Raw genomic sequence first — 6,691 nt, 5'->3', positions numbered from 1 at the left:
GGCCAGCTTGAAGGCTGGGACGCCGTAGAACGTGACGAAAACGTGTCTATACGCTGTGATCCGCTGCCGTTCAGGGGCGTTCGTGGCCGGATGCGGCCGGGACTGGTGCTTGGTAAGTCGCGGAGTTACGAGAAGTGCGCTACCTGCCAGCGTGCCTTCTAAGCCGGGGGTCGGGGGTTCGAGTCCCTCCAGGCGCGCCATTCATTCGGGGGCCGCTGGACCCTCAGGAATGGGTGCCCGCACGACTCGCATCGGTAGAGCGCCTTGATCACCCCTCCATCGCCCTGACTTCCCCGTCGGGCCGGGTGTCCCCACCGAGGCAGGTTGGGCAAAGGCGATCTGGGGATTCGGCGAGTGCCATACGACCATTCAAACGAATCGCAACGCGCAGGGGGGAGCGCACTTCTGGAAGCGCGTGAGCATCGACGCCCGAGATGCGAGCATACGTTCGCGCAGTCGCTGGGTCCTCGTGCGGATCGTCCATACCTGCGCTCTGAGTCGCGCACAATTGGCGACGAGATCGAGCGTCATGACGGACCAATGGCCATCAAGCGGACAGCCGGGTGCGAAGAGGCGGCCGAGCAATGTAAGACTGCGTCACCATCGAAAGGAATGATCCCCCCCGGCCCGGATTCGATGCAAGTACCTATCGGTCATTCGGGCAGCGGCGTACGGCCGGCGGCCGAGCGAGCGCGGCCGATGAGGTCGGTGGTTCGGCGCGGCTCCCGGTAGCGAAGAGGACGGCCGCGCTGGGTGCCGGGACAGACGGGGTGTTCACGGCGGAAAACTCCGTGATGGGGCCGGAGCTGACCCCCCCCGCCCGAGTTGCCCGCGAGCCTGGGGTCGCTGAAGTCCGTCGGAAACGGAAAGGGCAGTTCCAGCGCGGCGAGGTCAGGATCGCCGGAGAATTCGAAGCGCGGGAAGGCATTGAATCCGTCGAGCGGACCGCTCTCCGCCACGGTGTTGCTCTCGAACACGATCCGGCCAAAGTTGGAGACCTCGATGATGTCCGGGACGTTGCCGTTGCCGTTGGTATTGTGCACCGTGTCGCCGCCGATGGTCACGGTGAGCGCGCCGGTGGCCAGAGCGAAGTCGCGAAAGTTGGCGCCGGTGAGGACGATCGCCGCATTGGTGTCGTACGTGACGCTTCCCGAGAAGCTCGAGCCGTTGAGAGGCCCATTGTCATCCATGTGCCACCCTGCGGAAGCCTGGCTTGTCAGAAACTTGTGACCACCGGCTCTCAAGCGCCGATTCGAACCGTAAGGAGCTCCGACAAATCAGGCGGCTGAGGAGTAGCCGCCGGCGTTGCCGCGAACCTATTATCGGGGCGCACCGTGGCTGCGGATATCTTCCGCTTCAAACTCCGGTCTGGGGTTTGGGGAGGTGAGTTGATGGTCAGTGGGGGCGAGATGGCCGGCGAAATGTGGAGCACGCGCCCCTTCAAAATCTCGTTTCGACGAGACGGCCCTTCTTCTCGTCCGGCCGCCCCGCCGCAATGACGACTCGTCTCCCGTCGCCCATGGAAGGTCCAATGAACAACCCGTTGAGGACAATCGCAGGGTTCCTCGTTCTCGTCGTGCTGACTTTCGGATCCGGCTGTGCGAAGTCGGACTGGATCGAGCGGACGCTGGTCACCGTGGACGTAAACTGCGGACGCGCAGCGGCGAAGGTGAGTTCACGGTGACTGGGGAAGCGATGTCCGGTCAAGTGTGGATGGTGGGAGGATTCCGCCCGATCTCGCTTCAACGGAGTTGATCCTTCCTCTCGCCCGGCTAGGTGACGGAGCGAGCGCCTTCTAAGCTCCGTCGAGGGTCAAAGCCCCCCAGCAAACCGCAAGGTTTCCGAGGGGTTTTCTATCATCGGCCGATGCGGCAACGCGATCCAGCGGCCCTCTTCAATCCACCAAGTCTGGGGACGTTCCGGTCCTCGCGGACACCTGCACAAAAGGTTCACATGTCAGACACATTTACAGATTTTCGGCCAGAATTTTCGCCGGGATCCAATTCCTCCCCAAGATGGCTACCCGGGCGTCTGTTTGAGCACTTCTAGCTCGCTTCAAGCCGTATTTTAGGCTCTATGGTTACTGGAGATGTGCTCCAGTCTCAACCCACTGTCAGCTCGGTTGCCGGGTTGTCCGTAGTTCAAAACAGCCCGTCCAGTATCTATGCGGCAGGGCGAGTCTTTCTCAAGCGGCCCGAATCATGCAATGTTAGCGTGCAAGAATAGGCATGGTGGGGGTCGTCATGAAGAGTTGGGCATTGGTGGGGGCTGGCCTGATTGTCGGGCTCACGGCCTGGGCGGTGCCCGCCGAAGCGGAGAGCATCACCTCACCCCTCGAATGCACGATTGCTGGCCAGTCCTGCACGACGACAAACACGGTGTGGGGAACGCTGACGTTTACCGATGTCGCGGGCGGCGTAACGGTCGCCATCGATCTCGCTGACAATTTCAAGATTCTGGGCTCCGCACTCATTTTAAACGTGAACGAAGCCAACGTCCCCGACGGCACGCAGGTCAACTTCAGCTTCTCGGTTGGCGGTAACTCGGGCACCGCCACGGTAGATTTTGACAACGTGAATGCGGGCGGCTGTGTCAACTGCTTCGATCTGGTGATCCACGGCGACCCTTCGGACAACTTGAACGACGTGACGATCACTCTCCTTGGTTCGAACATCACGGTCGCGAACATCTTCGGCGCCTTTGATAACCCAGTCGGTCTCGACGCGGCAGTGCATGTTGGCAACTGCAGCGCGAACGGCGAGTGTGCATCTGGATCCGTCTGGGCGGGTGAGCGGCCGGGGGAGCGGTCGCTGGACCCCGTCCCCGCGCCGGCGACACTAACCCTTCTCGGCACCGGCCTCGTTGGGTTGGGCTTCTGGGCGCGGAAGCGGGTCGCCGTTCCGAAAGTCTAGCCCCGCTTCCGCCCCCCGTCACGGCCGCTTCCCGCTACGCCCCGAAGCGCAAAATCCGCAGCACAGACTTGCTGTGCTCAGGCGCTAGCGACCCAGCGAAAGCCAGCCCATGAGCGCGGAGCGGATCGCGATGCGAGCGCCCAGCGTCCGGTCCGACGCGCGGCTGACGAGGACGAGGATCCTACGGGCGAGCGCTACGAGGGCAAAGGCGGCGCCGACGACGGGAAGCAGGGCCATCCCGATGGCGGCATAGGCGATGAAGAAGACTCCGAGGACCGCCCCGGTGAGCACCCGGAGCGCGATGCGGCCCGAACCCGTTGCAACCGCAACGAGCGTGCGCACGGCCGCAAATTAGCACCCTCGATAGCGCCTCGTCCAGATTAAAGTGCCGGGCCCGTCGCCGCCGTGTGGTCTAATGCCCCGAAAGGGCGCCGGAAACGGGCGCCGGTCGTCAACACCCTACGAAGGAGGAGGGCCTCATATGAGACGGATCGTCGCCCTGCTCGTCGCGCTCCTGTTCATGGCCGGCATGGCCGGTCTCCAGGATTCCTTTGCCCAGACGCCGCCCGCCAAGGGCGAGGCTGCCAAGCCCGCCACCAAAGATGCCGCCAAGAAGGACACGGGCAAGCACGAGCCCGTCGACATCAACTCGGCGTCCGCGGACGAGCTCAAGGCGATTCCCGGGATCGGGGACGCCTACTCGAAGAAGATCATCGACAACCGGCCCTACAAGCGGAAGGACGAGCTGGTCCAGAAGAAGGTCGTGCCGCAGGCCACCTACGACAAGATCAAAGACCACATCGTCGCCAAGCAGAAGTAGCGACGCCGTGCCGCCGGGCCGGGGTTAGCCCCCGGCCCTGGCGGCGGGCACGCCGGCCGTGGCCGGCTGACCGTTCCCCCCCGCGTGGTCGTCCGCTGCGCAGGCGGCCGCGGACCCGCGGTGGATGCTCAGATCCTTGATCGTCGGGTGCTCGCCGCAGAGCGGGCACTTGGGGTCCCGCCGCAGCTTCACCTCGCGGAAGCGCATGCCGAGGGCGTCGTACGTCATGAGCCGCCCGATCAGCGGCTCGCCGATGCCCAGCAGCATCTTGATGGCCTCGGTAGCCTGCACCACGCCGATGATGCCTGGGAGCACGCCCAGGACGCCGGCCTCGCTTCAGGAGGGGACGAGCCCCGCGGGCGGGGGCGTCGGGTAGAGGCACCGGTAGCACGGACCCTGGTTCGGAGCGAACACGCTCGCCATGCCCTCGAACTGGAAAATGGAGCCGTGCACGTTGGTCTTGCCGGCGAGATAGCACGCGTCGTTGACGAGGTAGCGCGTGTCGAAGTTGTCGGACCCGTCCACGATCAGGTCGTAGTCCTTGATGATGTCCATCACGTTATCCACCTCGATACGGGTGGGCAGCGAGATGACGTTCACGTCGGGATTGAGGGCATTGATCGCCTCGGTGCCGGACTCGACCTTGGGGCGCCCCACGTCCTTGGTGGAGTGGAGGATCTGGCGCTGGAGGTTCGACACGTCCACGACGTCGCCGTCCATGAGCCCGATGGTCCCCACGCCGGCGGCGGCGAGGTAGAGCGCCGTCGGCGAGCCGAGCCCGCCCGCCCCGATGAGCAGCACCTTGGAGCGCAGCAGCTTGCGCTGACCCTTCTCGCCGACCTGCGGGAGCAGGAAGTGGCGGCTGTAGCGCTGGATCTGCTCGGTGGTGAGCGGCCGGTCCTTGGCGACGGGTAGGCCCGACTGCGCCCACTTCTGGAAGCCGCCCTGAAGATTGATCACGTTCTCGTAGCCCAGCTCCTTGAGCTGACGGGCCGCGAGCATCGAGCGGAGGCCGGTCTGGCAATACAGAACGAGGGGGGTGGTGGGCTCGGGCGCCACCGTGCCGATCCTGAACTCGAGGAACCCGCGACTGATGTTGGCGGCGTCCTCGATGTGACCGTCGCGATATTCGTCCGGATCGCGCACGTCGACGACCACGACGGGCTCCCCGGCGTCCAGCCGGCGCTTGAGGTCCGCCGGGGCTTGCTCGGGGACGACCTGCCGCGCCTCGGCCAGCATGTCCTTCAACGTCTTCATGCGAGTAGCCCCTCCCGTTGACCTTTTAGATTACTCCTATTCCCGGTCGGATGCAGGGGCAAGACTGCTATAATCGGCTGAGAAATGAAAGGGTTAATCCTCTCCGGAGGACGCGGAACCCGGCTTCGCCCCATCACTTACACCTCCGCGAAGCAGCTCGTCCCGGTCGCCAACAAGCCCATCCTTTTCTACGGCATCGAGGCCCTGGCCGCCTCCGGCATCCGGCAGATCGGGATCGTGGTGGGCGATACCCATCGGGAGATCCGTGACGCCGTCGGGGACGGCCACCGCTGGGGGGTCGAGGTGACCTACATCCAGCAGGAAGCCCCCCTCGGGCTGGCCCACGCGGTGCTGACCGCCGAGCCCTTCCTCGGCGACGACGCCTTCTGCATGTACCTCGGCGACAACCTGATCCTCGAGCCGCTCGCGCCGCTGGTCGAGCGCTTCCGCACCGCCAAGCCCAACAGCCAGATCCTGCTCGCGCGCGTGCCCGATCCCACCCAGTTCGGCGTGGCGGAGCTGTCGGGGGACAAGGTGAAGCGGCTCATCGAGAAGCCCAAGGTGCCGCCGTCCGACCTCGCGCTGGTCGGGGTCTACATGTTCGACGCCAGCATCCTGCGTGCGGCGAAGGCCATCACGCCGTCGGCGCGCGGCGAGCTCGAGATCACCGACGCCATCCAGTGGCTGATCGACTCCGGCCACACCGTGCGCCCGCACGTGATCGACGGATGGTGGAAGGACACCGGAAAGCTCGAGGACATGCTGGAAGCCAACCGCATCATCCTCGACCGGCTCGAGCCGCGCAGTGAGGGCACCGTCATCGACTCCGAGATCCATGGCAAGGTCGTGATCGAGCCGGGCGCCCGCGTGGTGCGGAGCACGGTGCGGGGGCCGGCCATCATCGGCCACGGCGCCTTGATCGAGGGGGCCTACATCGGTCCATTCACGTCGGTGGGCGAATCGGTGTCGGTGCGCAACAGCGAGGTGGAGCACTCGATCCTCCTCGAGGGCTCGAGCATCGCGGACGTGGGCGGCCGCATCGAGTCGAGCCTGATCGGCAAGAACGCCTCCATATACCGCACGCAGGGCAAGCCGCAGGCGTTCACCTTCATGCTGGGCGACCGCAGCGAGGTGGGGCTCATCTGATGAATCTCGGCGACGCCGCCAAGCGGGCCTTCGCGCTCCAGGACTACACGACGCAGGCCCCCATCGGCGGCGTCGAGATCGTCGACCTCAAGCGCTTCGTCGACGACGGCGGCTCCTTCCTCGAGCTGGGCCGGCTCACTGCGGGCGCTCACGCCGCTCTGCGCGGCTTCGAGGTGAAGCAGATCAACTACAGCGAGATGGATCCCGGCGTGATCAAGGCCTTCCATCTCCACCGTCGGCAGACCGACGTGTGGTTCGTCCCCCCCGACGACCGCATGCTGCTCGTTCTCGTGGACGCCCGCGCGGGCTCGCCCACCGAGAACGCGGTACGGCGTCTCATCCTCGGCGACGGGTCGACGCGGCTCGTGCGCATCCCGCCCGGCGTGGCCCACGGCGTGCGCAACCTCGCCACCACGCGCGGCCGCATCATCTATCTCGTGGACACCCACTTCTCGCCGGACCCGGGCACCTCCGACGAAGGGCGCCTGCCCTGGGACTTCGCGGGCCTCGACGTCTGGGAGCCCACGCGCGGGTAGGGTGACGGGCGGGAGGCGGC

At 65.5% G+C, this 6,691-nt stretch carries 6 protein-coding genes and 2 pseudogenes; 4 read left to right on the top strand and 4 right to left on the bottom strand.

The genetic code is table 11. The annotated features are described in order from the left end of the window. Positions 1–653: 653 nt before the first annotated feature. The gene (locus VFX14_03050; protein HEU5188645.1) at positions 654–1,190 is read right to left on the bottom strand and encodes a hypothetical protein; all 537 of its coding nucleotides are present in this window, start codon (positions 1,188–1,190) and stop codon (positions 654–656) included. 1,038 nt (positions 1,191–2,228) lie between these two features. Between VFX14_03050 and VFX14_03045 the strand changes: the two genes are divergently transcribed. Next, a complete protein-coding gene (locus tag VFX14_03045; protein ID HEU5188644.1) occupies positions 2,229–2,912 on the top strand; it encodes a PEP-CTERM sorting domain-containing protein in 684 nt (227 codons plus the stop codon). 84 nt (positions 2,913–2,996) lie between these two features. Here VFX14_03045 and VFX14_03040 read toward each other — a convergent pair whose 3' ends face one another. Beyond that, on the bottom strand, positions 2,997–3,254 hold the full coding sequence (locus tag VFX14_03040; protein ID HEU5188643.1) for a hypothetical protein: 258 nt from the start codon (positions 3,252–3,254) through the stop codon (positions 2,997–2,999). Positions 3,255–3,393: 139 nt separating this feature from the next. Here VFX14_03040 and VFX14_03035 point away from each other — a divergent pair, with 139 nt between their 5' ends. Continuing rightward, on the top strand, positions 3,394–3,732 hold the full coding sequence (locus VFX14_03035) for a helix-hairpin-helix domain-containing protein (protein HEU5188642.1): 339 nt from the start codon (positions 3,394–3,396) through the stop codon (positions 3,730–3,732). Between the two features lie 129 nt (positions 3,733–3,861). Here VFX14_03035 and moeB read toward each other — a convergent pair. Both moeB and VFX14_03025 read right to left on the bottom strand, forming a co-directional pair. Beyond that, positions 3,862–4,608 (bottom strand): annotated as a pseudogene (gene moeB / locus VFX14_03030) (molybdopterin-synthase adenylyltransferase MoeB). A 57-nt stretch (positions 4,609–4,665) separates the two neighbouring features. After that, positions 4,666–4,971 (bottom strand): annotated as a pseudogene (locus tag VFX14_03025) (rhodanese-like domain-containing protein). A gap of 102 nt (positions 4,972–5,073) precedes the next feature. Between VFX14_03025 and VFX14_03020 the strand changes: the two are divergent. Together VFX14_03020 and VFX14_03015 are read left to right on the top strand one after the other, a co-directional pair. Beyond that, positions 5,074–6,135: a glucose-1-phosphate thymidylyltransferase gene (locus tag VFX14_03020; GenBank protein ID HEU5188641.1), complete on the top strand. Its 1,062-nt coding sequence runs from the start codon at positions 5,074–5,076 to the stop codon at positions 6,133–6,135. Beyond that, positions 6,135–6,671, top strand: coding sequence for a dTDP-4-dehydrorhamnose 3,5-epimerase family protein (locus VFX14_03015; GenBank protein HEU5188640.1), 537 nt, complete (start codon positions 6,135–6,137; stop codon positions 6,669–6,671). The genes VFX14_03020 and VFX14_03015 overlap by 1 nt, the downstream gene beginning before the upstream one ends. The last annotated feature ends 20 nt before the right edge of the window (positions 6,672–6,691 follow it).

The sequence above is a fragment of the Candidatus Methylomirabilota bacterium genome (genome assembly GCA_035764725.1).
Taxonomy (GTDB): Bacteria; Methylomirabilota; Methylomirabilia; order Rokubacteriales; family CSP1-6; genus DASRWT01.
This window is presented reverse-complemented; position numbering and strand designations above follow the sequence as displayed.